At 72.0% G+C, this 20,908-nt stretch carries 17 protein-coding genes, 1 pseudogene and 2 riboswitches; of the genes and pseudogenes, 7 read left to right on the top strand and 11 right to left on the bottom strand.

Annotation, left to right across the window (positions count from 1 at the left end; translation table 11 throughout):
- Positions 1 to 3 precede the first annotated feature (3 nt).
- Complete coding sequence (locus tag AB0I04_RS00700; protein WP_360876724.1) at positions 4 to 930, top strand: NADP-dependent oxidoreductase; 927 nt, start codon at positions 4 to 6, stop codon at positions 928 to 930.
- A 49-nt stretch (positions 931 to 979) separates the two neighbouring features.
- The gene (locus AB0I04_RS00695) at positions 980 to 1,633 is read left to right on the top strand and encodes an NAD(P)H-binding protein (RefSeq protein WP_360876721.1); all 654 of its coding nucleotides are present in this window, start codon (positions 980 to 982) and stop codon (positions 1,631 to 1,633) included.
- Positions 1,634 to 1,640: 7 nt separating this feature from the next.
- Here the strand turns inward: AB0I04_RS00695 and AB0I04_RS00690 are convergent, their stop codons facing one another.
- From AB0I04_RS00690 to AB0I04_RS00665, 6 genes are all read right to left on the bottom strand, one after another.
- Complete coding sequence (locus AB0I04_RS00690; RefSeq protein ID WP_360876718.1) at positions 1,641 to 2,678, bottom strand: sugar kinase; 1,038 nt, start codon at positions 2,676 to 2,678, stop codon at positions 1,641 to 1,643.
- Between the two features lie 229 nt (positions 2,679 to 2,907).
- A complete protein-coding gene (locus AB0I04_RS00685; protein WP_360876715.1) occupies positions 2,908 to 3,564 on the bottom strand; it encodes a bifunctional 4-hydroxy-2-oxoglutarate aldolase/2-dehydro-3-deoxy-phosphogluconate aldolase in 657 nt (218 codons plus the stop codon).
- A gap of 273 nt (positions 3,565 to 3,837) precedes the next feature.
- Positions 3,838 to 4,983 (bottom strand): galactonate dehydratase, encoded by a 1,146-nt coding sequence (gene dgoD / locus AB0I04_RS00680; protein WP_360876711.1) that lies wholly within the window; start codon positions 4,981 to 4,983, stop codon positions 3,838 to 3,840.
- Positions 4,980 to 5,747, bottom strand: coding sequence for an FCD domain-containing protein (locus AB0I04_RS00675; protein WP_360876708.1), 768 nt, complete (start codon positions 5,745 to 5,747; stop codon positions 4,980 to 4,982). The genes dgoD and AB0I04_RS00675 overlap by 4 nt, the downstream gene beginning before the upstream one ends.
- Positions 5,748 to 5,951: 204 nt before the next feature.
- A complete protein-coding gene (locus AB0I04_RS00670) occupies positions 5,952 to 6,716 on the bottom strand; it encodes an SDR family NAD(P)-dependent oxidoreductase (RefSeq protein ID WP_360876705.1) in 765 nt (254 codons plus the stop codon).
- Positions 6,717 to 7,075: 359 nt separating this feature from the next.
- On the bottom strand, positions 7,076 to 8,266 hold the full coding sequence (locus tag AB0I04_RS00665) for a glycoside hydrolase family 64 protein (protein ID WP_360876702.1): 1,191 nt from the start codon (positions 8,264 to 8,266) through the stop codon (positions 7,076 to 7,078).
- Between the two features lie 288 nt (positions 8,267 to 8,554).
- Between AB0I04_RS00665 and AB0I04_RS00660 the strand changes: the two genes are divergently transcribed.
- The 3 genes from AB0I04_RS00660 to AB0I04_RS00650 all read left to right on the top strand — a co-directional run bounded on the left by AB0I04_RS00660 (position 8,555) and on the right by AB0I04_RS00650 (position 12,868).
- A complete protein-coding gene (locus tag AB0I04_RS00660) occupies positions 8,555 to 9,931 on the top strand; it encodes a hypothetical protein (protein ID WP_360876700.1) in 1,377 nt (458 codons plus the stop codon).
- A gap of 274 nt (positions 9,932 to 10,205) precedes the next feature.
- A riboswitch (cyclic di-AMP (ydaO/yuaA leader) is annotated at positions 10,206 to 10,355 on the top strand.
- Positions 10,354 to 11,340, top strand: a complete 987-nt coding sequence (locus AB0I04_RS00655; RefSeq protein WP_360876697.1) for a CHAP domain-containing protein — start codon at positions 10,354 to 10,356, stop codon at positions 11,338 to 11,340. (Overlaps the previous riboswitch by 2 nt.)
- 230 nt (positions 11,341 to 11,570) lie before the next feature.
- A riboswitch (cyclic di-AMP (ydaO/yuaA leader) is annotated at positions 11,571 to 11,736 on the top strand.
- Between the two features lie 4 nt (positions 11,737 to 11,740).
- Positions 11,741 to 12,868, top strand: coding sequence for an NlpC/P60 family protein (locus AB0I04_RS00650; protein ID WP_360876694.1), 1,128 nt, complete (start codon positions 11,741 to 11,743; stop codon positions 12,866 to 12,868).
- A 271-nt stretch (positions 12,869 to 13,139) separates the two neighbouring features.
- Here the strand turns inward: AB0I04_RS00650 and AB0I04_RS00645 are convergent, their stop codons facing one another.
- Positions 13,140 to 14,480, bottom strand: coding sequence for a class II 3-deoxy-7-phosphoheptulonate synthase (locus AB0I04_RS00645; protein WP_360876691.1), 1,341 nt, complete (start codon positions 14,478 to 14,480; stop codon positions 13,140 to 13,142).
- 176 nt (positions 14,481 to 14,656) lie between these two features.
- Between AB0I04_RS00645 and AB0I04_RS00640 the strand changes: the two genes are divergently transcribed.
- Entirely contained in the window at positions 14,657 to 15,985 is a 1,329-nt protein-coding gene (locus AB0I04_RS00640) for a hypothetical protein (RefSeq protein ID WP_360876688.1), read from the top strand.
- A gap of 139 nt (positions 15,986 to 16,124) precedes the next feature.
- Here AB0I04_RS00640 and tnpA read toward each other — a convergent pair.
- Both tnpA and AB0I04_RS00630 read right to left on the bottom strand, forming a co-directional pair.
- Positions 16,125 to 16,362 (bottom strand): annotated as a pseudogene (gene tnpA, locus AB0I04_RS00635) (IS200/IS605 family transposase); the annotation flags it as partial.
- A gap of 521 nt (positions 16,363 to 16,883) precedes the next feature.
- Positions 16,884 to 18,008, bottom strand: a complete 1,125-nt coding sequence (locus AB0I04_RS00630) for a DegT/DnrJ/EryC1/StrS family aminotransferase (protein WP_360876685.1) — start codon at positions 18,006 to 18,008, stop codon at positions 16,884 to 16,886.
- Positions 18,009 to 18,135: 127 nt separating this feature from the next.
- Between AB0I04_RS00630 and AB0I04_RS00625 the strand changes: the two genes are divergently transcribed.
- Complete coding sequence (locus AB0I04_RS00625) at positions 18,136 to 18,873, top strand: M50 family metallopeptidase (protein WP_360876682.1); 738 nt, start codon at positions 18,136 to 18,138, stop codon at positions 18,871 to 18,873.
- 3 nt (positions 18,874 to 18,876) lie between these two features.
- On the opposite strand, the gene AB0I04_RS00620 is transcribed toward AB0I04_RS00625, so the two are convergent.
- Both AB0I04_RS00620 and AB0I04_RS00615 read right to left on the bottom strand, forming a co-directional pair.
- Complete coding sequence (locus AB0I04_RS00620) at positions 18,877 to 19,548, bottom strand: hypothetical protein (protein WP_360876679.1); 672 nt, start codon at positions 19,546 to 19,548, stop codon at positions 18,877 to 18,879.
- 285 nt (positions 19,549 to 19,833) lie between these two features.
- Positions 19,834 to 20,763, bottom strand: coding sequence for a hypothetical protein (locus AB0I04_RS00615; RefSeq protein WP_360876676.1), 930 nt, complete (start codon positions 20,761 to 20,763; stop codon positions 19,834 to 19,836).
- Positions 20,764 to 20,908: the final 145 nt, after the last annotated feature.

Below are 20,908 nucleotides of genomic sequence, written 5' to 3'. Positions count from 1 at the left end.
TGTGTGAAAGCGATAACGATGCAGCGATACGGCGGGCCTGAGGTGCTCGAACTCACCGACGTGCCCGAGCCCAAGGTCGGTCCGGACTCCGTACTCGTACGGGCGAAGGCGGCCGGGGTGAACCCGGTGGACTGGAAGATCCGGGAGGGGTACCTCGACGCCCTGTTCCCGACCCACTTCCCGGTCATCCCGGGATGGGATCTGGCGGGGGTGGTCGAGCGGGTCGGGCCGGCCGTCAGCGAGTTCTCACCCGGCGACGAGGTCATCGGCTACGTCCGCGAGGACCATCTGGAGCGCGGGACGTACGCCGAGCTGGTCTCGGCGCCGGTGCGCACGCTGGGCCGCAAGCCGAGGAGCCTGTCGTGGGCGGAGGCTGCCGGGCTGCCGCTCGCGGGGCTCACCGCGTACCAGGCGCTCACGAAGGCCCTGACGATCACGCCGGAGGACACGGTGCTCGTTCACGCCGCGTCCGGCGGCGTCGGCTCGTTCGCCGTGCAGATCGCCCGGGCCAAGGGCGCCCGCGTCATCGGCACGGCGAGCCCGCACAACCATGACCACCTGCGCGAGCTCGGGGCCGAGCCGGTCGCGTACGGGCCCGGCCTGGCCGACGAGGTGCGCCGCCTCGCGCCGGGCGGAGTGAGCGCCGCCCTCGACCTGGTCGGCGGCGCGGCGATCGACGTCACCCCCGATCTACTGACCGACAAGGGCCGCTGGGCGTCGATCATCGACCCGTCCGTCATCGACCGCGGCGGGCGGTACGTCTTCGTACGGCCGGACCCCACGGATCTCTCCGCACTCGCGGGCCTGGTCGACGACGGACGGCTGACCGTCACCGTCGCGAAGACCTTCCCGCTCGTCGAGGCGGGCGAGGCCCAGCGCCTGAACGCCGAGGGCCACACCCGAGGCAAGATCGTGCTGGAGATCGTGTGAACCGTCGTCCGAGGGAAGATCGTCACCGTCTGAGGGCGTTGTGAGGCGCATGAGAATCGTCATCGCGGGAGGGCACGGGAAGATCGCTCTCCATCTCGAAAGGCTGCTCGCGTCGCGTGGCGACGGCGTCGTCGGGCTGATCCGCAACCCGGACCACGCCGCCGACGTCACCGCCGCCGGAGCGGCCCCCGTCGTCTGTGACCTGGAGTCCGCGAGCCTGGAGGACGTCGCGGTCCACCTGGACCAGGCCGACGCGGTGGTGTTCGCGGCGGGTGCCGGGCCCGGCAGCGGCGCCGCCCGCAAGGACACCGTCGACCGGGCCGCGTCGGCACTGATGGCCGACGCGGCGCAGCGGGCCGGGGTCCGGAGGTTCCTGCAGATCTCCTCCATGGGCGCCGGCAAGTCCCCGGAGCCGAGCCGCGACGATGTGTGGGCCGCCTACATCAACGCCAAGACGGCCGCCGAAGAGGACCTGCGCGGGCGTGACCTCGACTGGACGATCCTGCGCCCCGGGCGGCTGACCGACGACGCGGCCACCGGCCGCGTGCTGCTGGCGGAGTCCGTGCCGCGCGGCGCGGTGACCCGCGCCGACGTGGCGGCGGTGATCGTCGCGCTGCTCGACAGCCCCGGCACGACCGGGCGGGCGCTCGAACTGGTCGGCGGCGACACGCCGATCGAGGACGCCGTCCGCGCCCACGCCTGAGCGGAGATCAGCGAAGGGTGGTGCCGTCCGGGGCGGCCAGCAGCGCGAGTTCGTCCCGGGTGGGCAGGCCCTCCCAGTCGCCGGCGGCGGCCACGGCGAAGGCCCCCACGGTGACGGCGCGGTCGAGCCGGTCCTCGATCGGCAGGCCGTCGAGGGTGCCGGACAGGTAACCGGCGGTGAAGGCGTCACCGGCGCCGACCGTGCCGGTCACCGGGACGGTGCGCGCGGGCAGCCGTACGGAGCCCGCGGCCGACCAGGCCCGCGCGCCCGCGCCGCCGTGCTTGACGACGACCTCGTCGATCCCGAGGGCGAGGAGCTGGCCGACCGCTCGCTCCTCGCCCGTCTCCCCGCCCGCCACCAGGGGGAGCTCGTCGTCGGAGGCGATGAGGATGTCGACGTACGGCAGGAGCTCGCCGAGCACCCGGGCGGCGAGGTCGGGCGCCCACAGGCGGGAGCGGTAGTTCACGTCGAGACACACCCGGGTGCCGGCCTCGCGGGCGCGGCGCACGGCGCGTTCGACGGTGACCCGGGGGTCCGGGCCGAGGGCGGGCGTGATGCCGGTGACGTGCAGGACGAGGGCCGGCTCGCCGCCGGTGAGCGCCGCCTCCGCGTCGTCGGCCCGCAAGGCCGATCCGGCCGATCCCGAGCGGTAGTAGTGCACGCGGGTGATGTGGGCCACCCGGTGCTCCTGCAGCAGCAGGCCGGTCGGTGCCGTGGGATCGGACCGGACCGTCGTCACGTCGACGCCCTCGGCCCGGAGCGTGCGCAGGACCAGCTCGCCGAGCTCGTCGGCGCCCACGACACCGGCCCAGCGGACACGATGCCCGAGACGCGCCAGGCCGATCGCGACATTCGTCTCCGCGCCGGCCATCGAGAGGGTGAGCGGACCGCCCAGCCGGAGCGGGCCGTCGCCGCGCAGGGCGGCCATCGTCTCACCGATCGTGACGACCTCGATCCTCCTGTCGTCGCCCATCCGGGTGCCTCCCCTGTCCTCGTCACCGCCGGTCGCCCGGCGGCGCCCGCCCACGGACCGTCGTCGCGTCACGCCGACACCCCTCCTCTGGATCCACCGCCGCCGGTCACCGGACCATCACCCCGGCCAGCGACCCTCCTCGCGTCCTGCATTCACCGCGGCCGGTCGCCCCGGCCAGGGACGCTCGTCGCGTCACGCCGACGCTCCTCCCCTGCTCTCACCACGGTCGATCGGCGACCGAGGCCTCCGGCCGTGGCCACGGCGATCCGTTGTGCCCTTCCTCGCGACGCGTCGCGGCACGTCACGTGGTCCAGGTTGCCACGGCGTCGCGGAAGCGGCGGGCGCGTTCGCGCAGGGCAGCGAGGTCGCCGCCGTGCGGCGCGTCACCGGCGAGCGGGGAGGCGACACCGACCGCGACGGCGCCGGCCGCGAGATACTCCTCCGCGTGCTCGGCGTCCACACCCCCCACGGGGATGAGAGGGACGTCCGGGAACGGGTCCCGCAGCGCACGGAGGTAACCCGGTCCGTGCTGGGCAGCCGGAAAGATCTTCACCGCCGTGGCCCCGAGCAGGTGCGCCTGCCACAGCTCCGTGGGCGTGAGCGCCCCGGCCAGGACCGGCATCCCCCGTTCGATCGCCCGGGTGACGCCCTCCCCCATCGCCGGGGTCACCGCGAACGCCGCGCCCGCGCCGGCCGCGGCGTCGGCGTCCTCCGCGCGCAGCACGGTGCCCGCCCCGAGCCGGAACTCCGGCCCCAGCTCCGCGCGGATCCGCGCGATCACGGCCAGGGCGTCCGCGCCGGTGAGCGACACCTCCAGCAGGTCGACGCCCTCCTCGGCAAGGGCGACGGCGGCCCGTACGGACGCGTCCGGGTCGCGGCCTCGGATGATCCCGAGGATCCGCCGGGCGCGCAACGCCGCGAGCAGTTCCGTCCCGTCGAGTCTCGTCGGCTCGGTCATGGAGATCACCGTCCTCCTGTCGCTGCCAGGTCACCGGCCCGTCGCACGTTCGCCAAGCCGGTCGCCCTTTCCCAACACCGCCGGTCCGACACCGCCCCAGGTTCGCGCTGCCGGTCACGACCGTCCCCAAGACCACCGGGAACACCGCACGGGCCCGTCCGGGGCTCCGCGATGCCGGTCATGCCCCCTACCCAGCGCTGCCTGGTCACGGGTCGGGCGGACGCCGTCGCGTCGGTCGCCGTCGCGTCGGTCACGGTCCCCATGGCCTTCCGATCACCACTCGGCCAGGGATCCGTCGTCGTGCCGCCATACCGGGTTGCGCCAGGCGTGGGGTCGCCGGTCGGCCTCGCGGACCGCGGCCTCGTCCACGGAGACGCCGAGGCCGGGCAGGTCGCTCCGCGCCGCGTACCCGTCGGTGAACGTGAACGGCGCCCGGTCGAGAACGTAGTCGAGCAGTTCGGCGTCCGTGTTGTAGTGGATGCCTGCGCTCTGTTCCTGGATCAGGAAGTTCGGCGTCGCGAGCGCGACCTGCAGGCTGGCGGCCAGCGCGATCGGCCCCAGGGGGCAGTGCGGCGCGAGCTGCACGTCGAACGTCTCGGCCAGCACGGCGATGCGCCGGGTCTCGGAGATGCCGCCGGCGTGCGAGAGGTCGGGCTGGGCGATCGACAGGCCCGCCTGGAGGGCGGGCAGGAAGTCGGCGCGGGAGTACAGGCGTTCGCCGAGCGCGAGCGGCACAGTGGTGCCGCTCGCCAGCTCACCGAGCCGGGAGAGGTACTCAGGGGCGACCGGTTCCTCCACGAACATGGGGTGAAGGGGCGCGACGGCGGCGATGATCCGCCGGGCGGCGGGCACCGTGGCGCGGCCGTGCGCGTCGAGGGCGAAGTCGCGCGAGGGGCCCAGCACGTCGCGGGCGATCTCGGCGCGTTCGACGATCCCGTGGATCTCCGCCGCGGTGGGCACGCGGGACAGGCGGCCGGAGACGTTCATCTTCACGGCGGTGAAGCCGGCCTCCACCTGCTCGGCGAGCGCGTCGCGGAGCCGGTTCGGCTCATCGCCGCCGACCCAGGCGTAGACGCGGATCCGGTCGCGGACCGGCCCGCCCAGCAGGGCGTGCACCGGTGCCCCGTAGTACCGGCCCGCGAGGTCCCACAGCGCCTGGTCGAGCCCGGCGACCGCGCTCGACAGCACGGGGCCGCCACGGTAGAAGCCGCCCTTGGTCAGCACCTGCCAGTGGTCCTCGATCCGCAGCGGGTCCTGGCCGATGAGGTACTCGGCGAGCACGTCGACGGCGGTGCGCACCACCTCGGCGCGGCCCTCGACGACGGGTTCGCCCCAGCCGACGAGGCCGTCGTCGGTCTCGACACGGCAGAACATCCAGCGCGGCGGGACAAGGAACGTCTCGATCCTGGCGATCTTCATTCCTGTTCTCTGCCCCGATCTTCCCGTTCCGTACGCGCGTTCACGCGGTGTTCGTCGCGGACCCGATGTTCGCCGCGGACCCGGTCCAGGTCGTGCCAGGACTGCAGGAGGAGTGCGCGCATGGCGTCCTCGGCGGCGCCCGCGTCTCCGGCGCGGATGGCCTCCAGCACCGCGCGGTGGCTCGGCACCGCGTCGGCGGTGCCGGCCGCGCTGTGCACGAGCGCGTCGCGGCTCGCCAGACCGGCGCCCATCATGACGTCCATCCGGATCAGCAGCTCGTTGCCGCTGGTGACGAGGAGCGCCCGGTGGAACTCCAGGTCGGCGGCTGTCGTGGCGTCGACGTTCCCGCGCGCCCGGTCCATCCGCTCCAGGGCCTTCTGCAGGGCCGCGAGCTGCGCGGCGTCGCGCCGTCGCGCCGCGAGCCCGGCGACACTCGGCTCGATGATGCATCGGATCTCGTGGAGGTCGTGGAGGAAGGCGTCGTCCGGCCCGGCGGCGAACTTCCACCGGATGACGTCGCCGTCCAGGAGGTTCCAGTCCGCCCGAGGCCGGACGAACGTGCCGCGCTTGGGCCGCGCGGAGATCAGTCCCTTGGCCGCGAGGACCTTCAGCGCCTCGCGCAGCGCCGTGGAGCTCACCCCGAGCCTGTCCTGCAGCCTGGCGATGTCGATGCAGTCCTCGTCGGAGAACTCCCCGGTGAAGATCATGTTGGCGACGGCCTCGACGGTCTGTCCGTGCAGCCCGCGGCCGCTGTAGGACGCCACGACGTCAGCCCCCGTCCCGTTCGGCGCGGCGCGTCACGCCGAGGGCCCTGTCACACCCAGGCCGCCATCCACGGCGCCCGGCCCGCCCGGACCTGCGCGTCATGCCGCCGCCATCCCCCAGCCGCCATCCACGGCGCCCGACCCGCCCGGAACCACACGCCACGCCCCCGTCATCCGCCGGCCGCGATCGCCCCGCGCCACGCGTCACGCCGAGTCCCTTGTAACGCTCCAGCCGCCGTCCACCGTCAGGGCGGTGCCGGTGACGTAGGAGGCGTCCGGCGAGGCGAGGTACGCGATCGCCGCGGCCACCTCGTCCGGTTCGCCGAACCGCTGGAGCACGGTGGCCTGGACGCTCTTCGCCCGGTCGGCCTCGGCCACGCGGTCCCAGGCGGCGGTCATGATCGGGCCGGGGATGACGCAGTTGACGCGCGCCGTGGGGCCGTACTCCACCGCGAGCTGCCGGGTCAGCGCGACGAGACCGCCCTTCGCCGCCGCGTACGCCGGATGGCCGGGCAGCCCAACGAGGGCGTGCACCGACGAGGTGATCACCATGGCGCCGCGGCGCTCGGCGATGCCGGGCAGGAGCCGTCGCGCGCCCAGGAACGCCGCCGTCAGGCACACGTCGATCTGGCGGCGCCAGGAGTCGGGCGACATGGCGTGCGCGGGCGCCACCTCGACGACGTACGCGTTGCTGACCAGGACGTCGACGGCGCCGAACGACTCCTCGGCCGTACGGGCGGCGCGCTCCCAGGTCTCCTCCCGGCTGACGTCGCCGGCGAGGAACGCCGCTCGGCCACCGGACTCCCGGACGCGGGCCGCGACGGCCTCGCCGGCCGGCGACACGTCGACGATCAGCACCGCCGCGCCCTCCGCCGCCAGGCGGAGGGCGGTCGCGGCGCCGATGCCGGACGCTCCTCCGGTCACCAGGCCGACCCGGCCGGCGTACCGCCCGGACGTCGTCTCGCTCATGCCCGTCGCCCCTCCCTCACCGGCCCGCTCGTCCCCCGTGATTCAACAGGAAGACGAACGGCCACTCGTCCGGGCTGACACGTACCCAGCGGGTAGGAGCGGGGAGCGGTGAGGCGGGACCGGGCGACCCTCGCACGACCGAGGACCGGGGCCGGGCTGACGCCGGGACAGGCGGCGCGGCCTGCGCCGACGTCGTGGCCCGTCGCCGTCGGCGGTCCGGGGCGCGGGCCGCCTCGGCGGCGGCTCCGTTCCCGGGCGCCCTCGCGGAGGATGGATCGGTCCACAGGGCACCGCTGACCGATTCCGGCCATAAAGTCCCGATAACTAACCATATTTTATTATTAATACCATGGCACGGCTCAGAACGGCGTAAGCGTCACGGTCGCCGAGGTAGGCTCGTTGTCCTGGATGTAGGAGGCGTGGCCGGCCACGTCGTCGAAGGCGAAGCCGTACGCCGCGCCGTCCCGGGACGCCGCGTGCATCGCCTGCGCGTAGTGGTTGATGGCCGATGCCCGGTAGAACCGGGCGGCGTCCGTGACCGGCTGGCTCGCGTCCGACAGCAGCGTCGACCGGTTGAACGCCGCGCCGAGGATCGCGGCGACCGGGCCCGTGACCCCGTCGTTGGGCGCCGCGAGCGCTCCGTCGCAGAAGAGGACGTCGCGGGTCGAGGGCCGGGCGATGGACGCGGGCGTCCGGCTTCCGCCGGTGAAGGACAGGCGGTCCCCGGCGACCTTCCCGGTGAACGTGCCCGCGTCGGTCCGGACCGTCAGCGGCGTCCCCCCGTACCTGGACCACACCGCGTCGATGTACGCGTCGTAGTAGTCCGCCGGGAACAGCCCGGCCTCGATGCCGTGACCCGGCGCGATGACGCGCATCCGGTCCCCGACGACCAGCCGGGCGAACTCCGGCTGCTTCGCCACCGCGGCGAAGATCTGGTCACGGCCGCCGTCGACGAGGGTGCCGGTGGTCTGCGTGCGCGCTCCCGCGAGCCGGATGGCGAGCGGGACGCTGAACATGTCGACCATCGTGGTGTTGCAGAACATGCCGGCGTCGTTGTAGGTGAACTCGATCCAGTCGTGCAGGATCCCGTAGTTCGGGTCGGTCTTCACCCAGCCCGCCGGATACTGCAGGGCCGGTTTGCCGTTGCCGTCGGCGACGACCTTCAGCCGCAGGCGGTCGCCGAGCGAGAAGTAGACCCGGCCGGACATCTTCGGGAGGGCGACCGTCGTGTCTCCCGAGCCCTGCAGCGGGATCGCGTAGTCGGTGTTGCCGCCGGACCCGTTGTCCGACGACGCGCACGGCACGAACCTGCCGTCCGCCGTCACGTGCCCCTGGGTCCCGGTCGCCGGGTCGACGCCGACGATGTACATGAAGATCGACCCGCTGGCGTACCGCCCCGTCCGGTTCACGACGGTCAGCGGCAGGCCGCCCGCCGTCGCCGAGGTCCGCCGGGCCCGGGTGGCGGGGGCACACCCCGTGGCAAGCGCCGCGGCGCCGAGGACTGCGCCGGACGCAAGAAACGACCTTCTGCCGATCATCCTGCTGTTCACGAATTCCCCTTCTTCGGTGACGACCGCGTCAGGTGTCCAGCGAAGCGGCCGGGGAACCGCGGCGACAGGCGCTTAAGGCCCGCTTCAGGATCGGTTAATGGTGCGATGAACGACCGCGCTCCGAGCGCGACGCGGATCGCCGTACGGCGACGATGAGCGAGACGTCCACCCGGCCGCGCACCTCACCGCCGAGCCCGGTGGCCGCGCCGAGCCCTTGATCCTCTTGACGGCGCTGTATAGCGTCCCGGTCGGATCATGCTCCTTCCCCACCCGGCCCCAAGGAGAGATGTGACAACCCTGCGCACCCTGTCCCTGTCCGTCCTGGCCGCGGCGACCGCCGTGGTCACGATGGCCGGCCCCGCCCTCGCCTGCCCACCCGGCGGCGACGACGAGAACCAGACGACCCAGCCCGCCGTCCAGCAGGACGTGATCGCACATCAGATCCACGCCGCCCCGCTGCCGCCCTCCAGCGCCGTGAAGGGAGTACGCCTCGCGGCCACCCTCCCCGACGCCAAGGGCGCGATCTCCCTCGGCTTCCTGACGTACGGGCACCGGAAGGTGATGTACGTCTCCGGGCAGTTCGGCCTGAAGACCTATGACGTCACCGACCCGGCCGCGCCGAAGGCGCTCGGGACGCTGTCCATGCCGGGCATGTGGGAGACGGAGGACACCGAGGCCGACCCGCACCGCAAGCTGGTCTTCATGGCGCGCGACCCGCGCGCCTTCAACGGCAACACGCACACCGGCGAGTCCGGCGTCTACATCGTGAGCCTGGCCGACCCCGCCAAGCCGGTACAGCTCGCGTACGAGAAGATCCCCGCCGGGCACACGACGAGCTGCGTCGACGACTGCCGGTACCTCTGGACGGGCGGCCCGGCCAAGGCCGACTGGATGCCCGCCGACTGGGGCGGCCGCCCGGTCTGGGTCACCGACGTACGGGACCCGCGGCATCCGCGCACGTTCCCCCAGCCGATCGAACTGGGCCGCAACGACGGGACCACGGACTACGTCCACGACATCCAGGTGGACGCGGCCGGGGTGACGTGGGCGTCCGGACGCGGCGGCGTGCGCGGCTACTGGACCGAGGGGCGGCACTGGGATCCCGTCCAGCGGACCGTACGCGTGGCCCGCGCCTGGGACCCGGTGCCGTACGCGGGCGGCGGCATCAGCGAGGCGGCGGCGCCGTCCAAGTTCATGCACAACTCGTTCCGGCCCGTCGGCTCGACCGCCCACGAGGCGCCGGGCGGCGGCGACCTCGTCTACGCCACCGAGGAGGCGTTCAACCCCGGCTGCGCCGACGACGGCCGGCTCGTGATCGCCTCGCTGCACGGCTCGTACGGAGGTGAGGGCTGGCGGTCGACTCCGGACAAGCCCTTCCGCCTGCGTACGGTCGGCACCTGGAGCGTGGCGGGCCAGGAGGGCAGCCGGACGGACACCGACGACTGCTCGGCCCACTACTTCTCCGTGCACCACGACGTCCTCGTCCAGTCCTTCTACTCGCAGGGCACCCGCTTCCTCGACGTGCGGGACCCGGCGCATCCGAAGCAGGTGGCCTACTTCCGGCCCGCGGACGCAATGTCGTGGGCGCCGTACTGGCACGACGGATACGTCTACGTCGCGGACAACACCCGCGGGATCGACATCCTGCACCCCGACTTCCACTGAGGAAGCGTCGGCCTGAGTGCCGTGTTCGTCACTTTTTCCGGGTGGCGAGCACGGCACTCGGCTTTTCTCGACGCCGTCGCACGGCGCCCTCGAATGGCTGCGCCGCACGTGAGAGCACCTTTTCAGGCGTTACCCGGTCGGCGGGCGGCACACGCAGCTACGCTCGGTGAGCAAGTGATGCCAGACTTTCGTTTCCGAACGCGTTGCCGTAGTTGCGAGAGTTCGGCTAGATTTCGCCGAGATCGGGCTGTGACCAACCTCCAACCAGGGGGTTGCAGGCCGACCGCCTAATCCCGTCGACGCAGCCAGCGGCGCGGGAGCCGGGGACCCATCTGTCCCTCGGGGTGAATCCGTCACGCACGGTAGGGCTCCTCTCTGGTCCGAACCCGTCAGCTAACCCGGTAGGCGGCCTAAGGGGAGATATGGATTCGATAGGTCAGAAACTGCTAGAGGTCGCCAAGAGCCAGCTCGGCTACCACGAGAAAGCCGACGGTTACACGAAGTTCGGCGACTGGTACGGCAAGCATGTCGACAAGGACTCCTCCTACACCGACGCTCCTTGGTGTGACATGTTCCTCGCGTGGGCGGCCAACAAGGCCGGCGTCGAGGACTGGACCGGGCAGTTCGCCTCCACTCCCGACCACGCCGAGTGGTTCAAGAAGCACCACGCCTGGGGCCACAAGGCCGAGCCCGGCGCGATCGTCTTCTTCTCCTGGTCGGGTGGCAAGAGCATCGGCGACATCGAGCACGTCGGCATCGTCGAGCGCGTCGACGGCCACACGCTGCACACGATCGAGGCCAACCACAACAACGCGCTGCTGCGCGCCACCCGGGACATCAGCCAGGTCGTCGGGTTCGGCTACCCCTCCAAGGTGAAGGTGAAGGCCGCCCCCGCGCAGACGGTCCAGACCGACCAGAAGTACGCTCCCAAGCACGCCGCGCCCACGCCCGCGGTCAAGGAGATCGGCCAGGACACCCCGGCCCAGGTCGACACGCACACGGTCGCGTCGCACGACCCGGCGCCCGCGCCGACCTCCCTGCCGGACCAGCAGGCCGCCCTCACCGGGCTGCTCGCCGTCGTCCTGTTCGGCACGGTGGCCCTGGCCGTCGGCAAGTCGAAGGTCAAGGTGCCCGTCGCGGCGCCGAACGTCCGGGTCCGCAAGCGCGGCAAGCACCACCGCATGCCGGTCGAGCTGCCCGCCGAGGTCAGCGTGGCCGACCTGGATGCCGCCGACGCCGGCACCATGGTCATGCCCGTCCTGTCCGCCGAGGCCGCCGCGATGGCCGAGGACAAGGAGTTCTGGGGCAAGATCTCCGAGCTGGAGGAGGACGTCGAGCTGGCGTTCTGGAACACCCTGCACGCGGCGGTGGCCCAGAACAGCTCCGAGTCCGAGTCCGTCCTCTCCTGAGCGAGCGCGTCCGAACGTCACGCCGGTCCCCGTTTCCTCCCGATCCGGAGGGGCGGGGACCGCGTGCGTCTAGGCGCAAAGGACCAGCCTCCGCATCACCCAGAGTGACCATCCTCCGATCCCCCGGGCCATCTCCGCATGTTCCCGTTGGCCGCCCCGTCACTATCCGTTAATCTCCAGCGAGTCGTCACCGGCCGAGAGACGGCCGGACCGCCGAATCGCCCGTCGCGTCAGCCGACGCGCCGGGGAACCGGGGACCCACTCGCGAAGCCACGGGGCAGCTCCGCGCCTTCGCATCCGGGGTGAATCCGCGCCCGTCACCGACGGTGCGCGGTAGGGCTTCTCTTCCGTCCGAACCCGTCAGCTAACCCGGTAGGCGGCTTGAGGAGAGGAGCACTGGATGGCGTCATCGCACCCTGCGGACAGTCGCGATCCCCATCATCCCGGGAAGGGCACGGCCCGCCGTACGGCCGCCGTGACCCCCACGCACGACCCTCAGAAGGCCACAGGCCGTCACACGGCCGCTGCGGCCTCCGCACCGGACCCGCGCCGCCCCTCGAAGACCACAGCCCGCCGTACGGCCGCCGCGGCCTTGGCCCTCGTCGTCGCCGGGTTCGCGTCGCCCGCACTGGCGGACACCGCCCGGCCCGATGCCCGCATCGACGCGCTCCGCCAGCGCGCCGACCAGCTGAACAACCAGCTGGAGCAGCTCACCGAGCAGTACAACGGCCTCAAGGTACGCCTGGGGCAGGCCCAGCGGGCGGCCGTCGTCGCCGGCCAGACCTCGGCCCGGGCCGCACAGGCGCTCAAGGCCATCCAGCACAAGGTCGGCCGGTTCGTCGCGATGCGCTACATGAGCGGCAGCAACGACGACACCCCCGCCCTCCTCGCCGCCTCCGACCCGCGCGCCGTCCTCGACCGGGCCGCCACCCTGCACTACTTCACGCAGCAGGACGACACCGAGATCCGGCAGCTGACCCAGGCCATCCAGAACGCCCAGTGGACCGGCCAGGACGCCCGGGAACGCGCCGCGCAGGCGGCCCGGCTCAGGGTCCAGCTCGCCCAGCAGCGCGCGGCCATCAAGCACGACCTGGAGAAGGTCCGCAAGCCGCTGCTGCGCGACGCCGTCGAGCGCGCCGGCAAGGGCGAGAAGGTGCCCCCCATCCCCGGCGGCCCCGGCAAGGCGGTCGGCGCCGTACGGGCCGCGCTGTCGCAGCTCGGCGTGCCGTACGTCTGGGGCGGCGCGGCGCCCGGCCGGGGATTCGACTGCTCCGGCCTGACCATGTGGGCCTACAAGCAGGTCGGCGTCAACCTGCCGCACTACGGCGGCGACCAGTGGAACGCCGGCGTCCACGTCTCCCGGGACCAGCTCGAGCCCGGCGACCTGGTGTTCTTCTACTCCGACATCCACCACATGGGGATGTACATCGGCGACGGGAAGTTCATCCACGCGCCGCACACCGGCGACCGCGTCCGCGTCGCGGACCTGTCGACCCGCCCGTTCGCCGGCGCCGTCCGCGTCGTATGACGGCCGCCGCCCCTCGGGGCGGGGCGCTCGCGTCTCAGGCGGTCACTTCCCGATGCGGTGGACCCGTGCGACCGTACGGCCCTGGACCGATCGCTTCCGCTACCTCGCGATGCGGAGGGTCGCTGGTGACCGTACGGCCCTGGACCGATCGCTCCCACTACCTCGCGATACGGAGGGTCGCTGGTGACCGTACGGCCCCGGACGGATCGCTTCCGCTACCTCGCGATGCGGAGGGTCTCGGCGGCCGTACGATCCGGGCGGATCAGTCGCGCTACTTCCCGATGCGGTACATCTCGGCGACCATGAACGCGAGGTCGAGCGCCTGGCCGCGGTTGAGCCGGGGGTCGCAGGCGGTCTCGTACCGCTGGTGGAGGTCGTCCTCGACGATGTCGTGGCCGCCGCCGACGCACTCGGTGACGTCGTCGCCGGTGAACTCGATGTGCACGCCGCCCGGGTGGGTGCCGAGCGCCCGGTGCACCTCGAAGAAGCCGGCGACCTCGTCCATCACGTCGTCGAACCGGCGGGTCTTGTACCCGCTCTCCGCCTCGAAGGTGTTGCCGTGCATCGGGTCGCAGATCCAGGCGACCTGGGCACCGCTCGCGGTGACCTTCTCCACCAGGGCGGGGAGGTGGTCGCGGATCCGTTCGGCGCCCATGCGGGTGACGAACGTGAGCCGCCCGGGCTCCCGGTCGGGGTCGAGCAGGTCGATGAGCGCGAGGGCGTCCTCGGCGGTCGTGGTCGGCCCGAGCTTCACGCCGATGGGGTTGCGGATGTGGCGCATGAAGTCCACGTGCGCGCCGTCGAGCTGCCGGGTGCGCTCGCCGATCCACAGGAAGTGCGCGGAGACGTCGTACGGCAGCCCGGACCGCGAGTCGATGCGGGTCAGGGCGCGTTCGTAGTCCAGCAGGAGCGCTTCGTGGCTGGAGTAGACCTCGACCCGGTGGAACTCCTCCGGGTCCGCTCCGCAGGCGTGCATGAACGCCAGTGCCCGGTCGATCTCCCCGGCCAGCCGTTCGTACCGCTGGCCGGCAGGGCTCTCGGCGACGAAGTCGTGGTTCCAGGCGTGGACCTGGCGCAGGTCGGCGTAGCCGCCCTGGGTGAAGGCGCGGGTGAGGTTCAGCGTCACGGCCGCGGCGTGGTAGGCGCGCAGGAGGCGCTCCGGGTTCGGCACCCGGGCCTCCGGGGTGAAGTCGAACCCGTTGACCATGTCGCCCCGGTAGGCGGGCAGCTCGACGCCGTCGCGCACCTCGACCGGCTTGGAACGCGGCTTGGCGAACTGGCCCGCCATCCGGCCGATCTTGACGACCGGGACGCTCCCGGCGTAGGTCAGCACGACGGCCATCTGCAGCAGGGTCTTCAGCTTGTTGCGCACGTCGTCGGCGGTCGCGCCGGAGAACGTCTCGGCACAGTCGCCGCCCTGCAGCACGAACGCCTCACCGCGCGCCACGGCACCCAGGTGTGCCTTGAGCTGATCGCACTCGCCCGCGAACACCAGCGGCGGGAGCTTGGACAGCTGGTCCGCGACGTCGCGGACGCGCGTGGAGTCGGGCCAGTCGGGCTGCTGCGCGGCCGGAAGATCGCGCCATGAATCGAGGAGGTCCACGAGACCCAAGGGTATCGAGCAGGCGACAAGCCCGGGTCATACAACCTGCGTATTCCCCCCTGCTTCGTCCATCTCTCCCCCACTATGACGAGCTCGGTGCCACGCGACCGCCGCGTCGGCCGCCACGAAACTCTGCGATGATGGGCCGATCCCGCAGATCGCCGACGACGCATGAGGTTCTGACAATGAGCACGAACAGCCGCGCCTATGACATCTGGCTCCGCAAGCCGGAGGAGGCCCAGCAGCTCCTCGAGCAGAAGCGAGCGGATCTCGACGGCGACGGTCTGTCCCTGCTGTCCTGGCTTGTCCTCACCAATGAGCGTGACGACCGGAAGGCCGAGCAGATCGCCGGGCAGGCCATCGCGGCCGGCGGTGACACGCGGTTCGCGACGGCGGCGCTGGCCGAGGTCTACAAGTGGCGTGGCGACTACGGCCGGGCCTCGCAGATCGTCCGGCAGGCGCGCGAGAAGTACCCGACGATCCCGTGGTACGCCCTGACGCTGGCCGACGTCCTCAAGGACGGCGGGTGGGTCGACGACGCCGAGACGCTCCTCGAGTCGGTGGTCAACGACTCCCAGCTGCGGCGGCACGCGCTCAAGCGCCTGTCGAAGTGGGCGGTGGACCGCGGTGACAAGCCGCGCGCGCTGAAGTACCAGACGGAGCTGATCGCGCTCGCCCCCGACTACCTGGTGTACGCCTCGGACTACACCCTTCTCGCCTCGCTCCGGCTGGAGGCCGGCGACCCGGCGGGCGCCCGCGACATCCTGCAGACCGGCGCGTCGATCTACGCGCGCAACCAGCAGATCCGGCAGATGCTGCACCAGCACTTCGGCGAGACGCCGCCGGAGAAGGCGCCGAACATCCCGCCGGTCGACGAGCGCGCGGTCGGCGCCCGCCGCGTCCCGATCAAGACCAAGATGATCACGCTGCGCACCGGCATCCTCCCGATCATCCAGGAGGCCACGCAGGGCATGCTGCAGCCGGACGACATCCTCGCGCTGTCGGAGAGCCCGGCGTCGGCCGGCCAGGGCCGCATGATCCCGCTGGAGCTGATCACGCCGGAGGGCATGGCCAAGCAGCTGAGCAAGTTCGTCGGCAAGATCGGCCCGCTGCACAGCCCGGCGGGCATGCAGGGCGCGATCCTCGAGGCGGGCCGGACGAAGGTCATCCTGGGCGCCGCCGCGGGCGCGGCCGGCAAGCTGGTGGGCAAGCGCGGCTGGTTCTACCGTGTCGCGGGCCCCGGCGCGGCGATGATCGACGACGTGGCGGCGGCGCTTCCGCCGCACGACCACCACCTGCTGTTCGGCCCGGGCCGCCCGGACAAGCTGTCCGAGGACCTGTCCGCGGCGCTCGGCTGCCACGTCTGCGTCGTCGACGCCAACCACCTCACCGGCGCGTGGGTCGTCGGGGCGTCCAAGGGCGTCGACCGCAAGTGGGTCGAGAACGTCCTGTCCGACAACCCGGCCGGCAACGAGGACGAGCAGACCCCGATCGTCCTCATCCGCAAGGGTTAGGTCAGAGATAGCAGGAATTGATGTACGGCCCCAGCACCTGCTGGTGCTGGGGCCTAAGCTCATCCGCAAGATGTCAACGACTCGGCCCTGAAGGAACCGGGGCTAGGGCGCGAGCGTGCTTTCCCCGCACGTGATCGCCTCAGGTGGGTCGCTGCTGGTTTTCGATGTATTGGCGGATGGCGGTGAGGGGTGCTCCTCCACAGCTGCCTGCGAAGTAGGAGCCGGGCCAGAAGTGGCCGTCCCACGGGTAGCGGCGGACGTGGGTGCTGTATTCCTTGCGGAGCAGTCGGGCGGAGACGCCTTTGAGGGAGGTGACCGGTTTGGACGGCTGGACTTTCGGGGCGGGAGTGCACGAGCAGGTGAACGTGGTCGCCTTCGCTGCCTCTCCCGGAAGATGTCCCCACGTGATGGTCTCCGGTCGGCAGATCGTCCGCGACGGCCGCCACCTCCTCATCGGCGACGTCCCCCGAGCCTTGACGGCCGCTATCAGCGGCCTGACCGACTGATCTCGCTCGGATTTTCGAATCATCGAGCAGAGCGTCGGCCACGATCGATACGCTCAGTACGCGTCTCGTCACGTAGCGGCAACTAGGGTGAGCGATCCAGTGGAGAAGCTGGAGAAGTGTCAGTTCGGGCATCGGGCCCGGCTGGCTCCCTCTCCCGCCCAGGAGCGTCTGTACCTCTACACGGCGGGCGCCCCGGAGTCCTCCTCGCTACTGAAGAACTTCATCGCCTTCCTGGGCAGCGCCAACGCGCGCGCCGAGCTCAGCATCCGGGGCTATCCCCCTGCATCGACCGGAACGGCAACCGCAACGCGCTGTGCATCCAGTGAGGAGCCGTCGGCCTACCGGTGGGCGGCGACGACTGCGCGTCCAGTCAACGTGCTGATACTCCCGGCCTACCGGTGGGCGGCGGCGATGGCCTCGCGGGCGGCGTGCGCGACCTGTTCCATGTGCCAGGTCGACAGGCCCTGGTGGACCGGGAGCGCGAGCATCTCGTGGCGCAGCGGCTCCAGCTCGGCGAACCGGTGGCGGTCCAGGAGCGGGTGCGGCACCGGCCAGATCTCGATGGAACGGACGCCGCGCTTCTGCAGCTCGGCGATGGTCCGGTCGCGCTGCGGGACGCGTACGGGGTAGTAGAGGGGCGCGACGCCGTCGGGCAGCCCGCGGAACCGCGGTGGGCAGACCTCGGGCAGGGCGTTCAGCAGGATCTGGTAGTTGCGGCGCCGGTGCTCCCGGATCTTCTCGCCGTCCGCGCCGTGCACGGCCCACTCGGTCATGCGGGTGGACTTGGAGGCGGCGACCTCCAGGTCGGCGACCTCGAGGTTCCACTCGCCGATGACCGTCTCGGTGAGGGTGCCCTCCTCCACCGCCTGCTCGGCCTTGCTGACCTTGCGGAACACCTTCGTGGCGGGGGCCCGCAGCACGCCGGCGCGGGACTGGGCCGCCCATCCCATGCCCTGGGAGGCGACCGAGCGGGCCATGCGCTTCCACGGCGGCCGGCCCTCGGCGTCGATGTGGCCACCCCGGATGAGCACCGCGCCGCCGTCCGGGACGCCCAGGGACTTGCGCGGGCAGAAGATGGCCGCGTCACCGCGCGAGCCGATGGCGGCGCCGCCGTCGTAGGAGAACAGCGCGTGCGCGGCGTCCTCGATGACGCGGGTGCCCTGCGGCATCGGCGGCATCGGGAAGCCGTAGTAGGAGATCAGGTAGGTGGCGTGGCACTGCTGCGCCACCTTGAACAGGTCCTCCACGTCCACCTCGAGCGTGGGCAGCACCCGGTAGAACACGACCTCGATGCCCGCCAGCCGGGCCGCCTCGACCTCCGAGCCGCAGTGGTAGGCGGGCATCGCCATCCGGTGGCCCGGCCCGAGGCCGAGGGCCTTCAGCGCCAGCCAGATCGCGCCGCGCCCGAGGTGGGTCAGCGTCAGCCCGGGCGAGTCGAACGGGAACTGCATGGACCGCCGGGTGACCAGCGCGGCCGGCTCCATCGGGGGATAAACGCTCATCAACGGGTCGCTCATAGATCCCCTACCCTACTGGGCACCCCGGAGGAGAATACGGGTTCGCCCGATTCGGAAACCCGGCCGCGGTGCGGCGCGTCGTACCCGGTACGGGCGGGTGAGCAGCCCATTGAGGAGAGGTGACGCATTGGACACGGCAACGATCGGTGGCGTGTGGCACGAGGTCGTCGGCACGCAGCCGCACCCGCCGTGGTGGCTGGTCGCCGTCACGGGCGGGGCGGCGCTCGTGGCGGTGTCCATCCGCTCGGTCTGGCACCTCCTCCGTAACGTCGTGACGATCGCGCACGAGGGCGGGCACGCGTTCGCCGCGCTGGTCACGGGCCGGCAGCTGCAGGGCATCCGGCTGCACTCCGACACCTCGGGCGTGACGGTGTCCCGCGGCAAGCCGCACGGACCGGGCATGATCGTCACCGCGTTCGCCGGGTACGTCACGCCACCGCTGCTCGGCCTGGGCGCGGCCGCCCTGCTGGCCGTGGGGCACATCACGGCCCTGCTGTGGGCGAGCATCGTCCTGCTCGCCGCGGTCCTCCTCATGGTCCGCAACGCGTACGGCGTGGTGTCCGTCGTCACGACCGGCGCGGTCGTCTTCGCCGTGTCGTGGTTCGGAACGGCCACCGTGCAGGCGGCGTTCGCCTACGCGTTCACCTGGTTCCTGCTGCTCGCGGGGGCGCGGCCCGTCGTGGAGCTGCAGAGCAAGCGCTCCCGGGGCCGCGCGCCCGACTCGGACGCCGACCAGTTGGCCCGCCTGACCGGGATGCCCGGCCTGTTGTGGGTGTTCGGCTTCGGCGTGGTCGCCGTGGCCGCGCTCCTGGCCGGCGGGTCCTGGCTGCTGCCGGACACGATGCCGCAGCTGCCGAGCTGGTGACGGTTACTTCCGGGTGATCGGGTCGCCGGTCGTGGCGTTGATGACGTACCACGGCGCGCCGTACGACGTGACGCCCTGGCCCTTCATGTCGCCCGGTGCCTTGTCCTGGTCGTAGTAGTACAGCGGCCAGCCGTTGTAGACGAGCTGCTTGGAACCGTCGGGCCGGGTCGCCGTCGACAACTTGGACGCGTCGACGCCGGGTCCCGCGCTGGGCGATCCACCGGGTGACGCGGCCGGCGATCCGGTCGGCGATTCGCCGGGCGACGCGCCGGGCGATCCGCCGGGCGACGCGGCCGCGCCGCCCGCGACGAACGGCGGCCATTCCTTGGCGCAGGCGCCCGTGCACTGGGACTTGCCGCCCTGCCCCTTGTCCTTTTCGAACATGTAGAGCGTCTTGCCCGTACCGTCGACCAGGATCGTGCCCAGGCTGGTCTTCTTGGAGTTCACGACCGCGGCGCCGGCGGGTGCGGATGGCATCGCCGTTGGCGACTCGGTCGGGGACGCCGCCGGGGACTCCGTTGGGGACGCCCCAGGAGGAGAGGCCGCCGGGCTGGTCGGCTGGGCGTACGGTCCCCCTCCGCCCTGCGATTCCGGCGTGGTCTTGCTGCCCTCGCCACAGGCCGAGCCGAGCAGGCCCAAGGCCAGCACTCCGGCGGCAATGACTCCGTTACGCATTGTCCGTTCCTTTCCCCCGGTGACGTAGGAGGGCACGTACGGACGCACGCGTGGTTCGCCGTCATGCCCTGCGTCCGCGAGCCGGGAACGTCTTCTCCCGAGGCCGCCCAATGTGCCCCGGCAATTCGGTTACCCGTCGCGACGGCCCGTGAAGTGGAAGCGGCGGTTTTCTTTAACCGGCAAAGCGGATGCTTGACCGGACATGCCGATGTCCGGACGCGATGATGACGCGTTCCAGGGACTTACGGGGCCGACGCGTCGAACCCGGACAAAACACAGGACGGGTCAGTCCGCCAGCGCGTCGAGGCCCTGACGGAAGAAGCCGAGCACCGCGGCGCGCTGGTCGTCGGCGGTCAGGAGCGCGGCGTACGGGAGGGACGCGCCGCCGAACGCGTCGTCGTTCCAGAACGCGCCCGTCCGCTTCGTCCAGGGGGCGACGTAAAGGTACGGCTCCGGATGCTCGCCGTCGCCGGGGGACGCGCCGAACGAGGCCCGCCGTCCGGCGGCCTCGTCGCCGGCGTCGAGGGCGGCGTCGAAGTGCTCCGGCCACAGCTGCACGCGGCTCGGGTCGTGCGGGCGGACGTCGAGGCGCAGCTGCTCCAGCACCGACCAGGCGAAGCCGTACCACGCGCCGAGCGCGCCGGCGGCGGGCGGGCTCACCGTGAGCGGCAGGTCGGGGTCGGCCGGCGTCTGGGGCGTGTAGACGTCCGCGGGCATCCCCAGCGGGATCCCGGCCAGGCCGGCGGCCTCGCCGAGGGTCTTCGGGGCGTGCGAGGCGTCGTCGACGACCAGCCGGCCGGCCTCCACGCGGACCTGCCGGTCGGCGCCGAAGAACGGGGTGCCGAAGCCGCCCCGGGTGAACCGCAGGCCGATCTTGCCGTTGGCGGCGTACCGGGCCGCGGCCACGACGTGCTCGCCGAGGGCGTGCAGCGTCCGGCGGGTCGCGGCGAACTCCCGGGGCAGCGGGGCCAGCCGGCGCCAGGCGCCCAGCCAGCGGTCCGCGCAGAAGACCGCCAGCTCGGGGCGCTCCCGGGCCAGGTCGTCCCAGGTGCGGCCGAGCCCGGACACGGGGGTGACCAGCTTGGCGCCGTACGGGCCTTCGAGGGGATCGTCGGCGTACCAGGGCGGTGTCGCCACGGTGGGCGGGGACGGCTCCAGCACGCGGACGTCGTACTCACCGTCCAGCAGGTCCCAGGCCTCCCACCGCGGATTCATCGCGCTCCATTCGCCGACGTCACCCTGATCGCCGGGTGCGCGCGTGCCGGTCGCGCTCGAGGCGATCCGGCACGCCCCTAGTTGACCATGGATCGGACCGCGACGGAACATGGTTGTCAGGCTTCGCCATGGCAAGAATCTTCAT

The sequence above is a fragment of the Actinoallomurus sp. NPDC050550 genome (assembly GCF_040655075.1).
GTDB lineage: Bacteria > Actinomycetota > Actinomycetes > Streptosporangiales > Streptosporangiaceae > Actinoallomurus.
This window is presented reverse-complemented; position numbering and strand designations above follow the sequence as displayed.

What these genes read in the sequence shown, in the direction of transcription:
- AB0I04_RS00630 (WP_360876685.1), bottom strand. Translation starts at nt 18,008, where the DNA reads ATGAGCGACCCGTTGATGAGCGTTTATCCCCCGATGGAGCCGGCCGCG.
- AB0I04_RS00695 (WP_360876721.1), top strand. Translation starts at nt 980, where the DNA reads ATGAGAATCGTCATCGCGGGAGGGCACGGGAAGATCGCTCTCCATCTC.
- dgoD (WP_360876711.1), bottom strand. Translation starts at nt 4,983, where the DNA reads ATGAAGATCGCCAGGATCGAGACGTTCCTTGTCCCGCCGCGCTGGATG.
- AB0I04_RS00620 (WP_360876679.1), bottom strand. Translation starts at nt 19,548, where the DNA reads ATGCGTAACGGAGTCATTGCCGCCGGAGTGCTGGCCTTGGGCCTGCTC.
- AB0I04_RS00640 (WP_360876688.1), top strand. Translation starts at nt 14,657, where the DNA reads ATGAGCACGAACAGCCGCGCCTATGACATCTGGCTCCGCAAGCCGGAG.
- AB0I04_RS00670 (WP_360876705.1), bottom strand. Translation starts at nt 6,716, where the DNA reads ATGAGCGAGACGACGTCCGGGCGGTACGCCGGCCGGGTCGGCCTGGTG.
- AB0I04_RS00685 (WP_360876715.1), bottom strand. Translation starts at nt 3,564, where the DNA reads ATGACCGAGCCGACGAGACTCGACGGGACGGAACTGCTCGCGGCGTTG.
- AB0I04_RS00655 (WP_360876697.1), top strand. Translation starts at nt 10,354, where the DNA reads ATGGATTCGATAGGTCAGAAACTGCTAGAGGTCGCCAAGAGCCAGCTC.
- AB0I04_RS00615 (WP_360876676.1), bottom strand. Translation starts at nt 20,763, where the DNA reads ATGAATCCGCGGTGGGAGGCCTGGGACCTGCTGGACGGTGAGTACGAC.
- AB0I04_RS00650 (WP_360876694.1), top strand. Translation starts at nt 11,741, where the DNA reads ATGGCGTCATCGCACCCTGCGGACAGTCGCGATCCCCATCATCCCGGG.